This is a genomic window from Thalassospira profundimaris, assembly GCF_003326755.1.
Classification (GTDB): Bacteria; Pseudomonadota; Alphaproteobacteria; order Rhodospirillales; family Thalassospiraceae; genus Thalassospira; species Thalassospira profundimaris_B.
In genome coordinates this window covers 1-935 of sequence record NZ_JPWH01000074.1, presented here as the reverse complement: position 1 = coordinate 935, position 935 = coordinate 1, and the positions used below count along the sequence as shown (strand labels likewise).

The following is a 935-nucleotide window of genomic DNA, read 5'->3' as shown; positions in this document are numbered from 1 at the left end:
CCTGTTCAGCCCTGCCAGTGGATCGGTCCAGCATGAGATATCGCCCTCTACGGCCGGATGATATGCCTTTGCGTACACGCCTGAAGGCGCTGTCGCATGAGCGCAAGCGGTTTGGTTATCGCCGCCTGCATATGATGCTGGCGCGCGAGGGCTGGCATGTGAACCACAAGAAGCTTCGGCGGATCTATCGGGAAGAAAGCCTTCAGGTGCGCAAGCGTGGCGGGCGGAAGCGGGCATTGGGAACGCGGGCACCGATCCAACTGCCCGATAGAGTGAATCGGCGCTGGTCACTGGATTTTGTCTCCGATGCCTTTATGGATGGCCGCCGGTTCCGCATTCTGACCGTGGTGGATGATTACAGTCGCGAATGTCTGGCGCTGGTTGCTGATACATCCCTGTCCGGCAAGCGGGTAACCCGGGTGCTTGATCAGCTGATTGAGGTTCGGGGCAAACCGGCAACCATTGTCAGCGATAATGGCACGGAACTGACCAGTATGGCCGTCCTCAAGTGGGTTCAGGACAGGAAGGTCGCGTGGCATTACATTGCGCCGGGCAAACCGATGCAGAACGGGTTTGTCGAGAGCTTCAATGGCAAACTGCGCGACGAATGCCTGAATGAAACCCTGTTCTCGTCCCTGCACCACGCAAGGGCGATACTGGCCGACTGGAAACACGATTACAACACCATCAGACCCCATTCTGCACACGGGGGAAAACCTCCGGCAGAAATTGCGTCGCAATCATGTACGGGGGTACCCCCGTACATGATTGCATCCAAACCCAATTCAGGGCATGAATTTAACCAAAGCCTCTACTTATGACTGGAGGAACCTTGGGGCGCAGGTCAATCCGCCTCGTATTGGCAAAGGCAAGATCTACAAGTTTGCCCAGGTGTCACCGGAAATCCGTAAGCGTCCTCTCACGGCTACCTTGAC

General features: G+C 56.7%; 1 protein-coding gene. It reads left to right on the top strand.

The annotated features are described in order from the left end of the window. A partial coding sequence (locus TH25_RS24610) for an IS3 family transposase (protein ID WP_258549305.1) occupies positions 1–821 on the top strand: 821 nt, incomplete at its 5' end. Positions 822–935 lie beyond the last annotated feature (114 nt).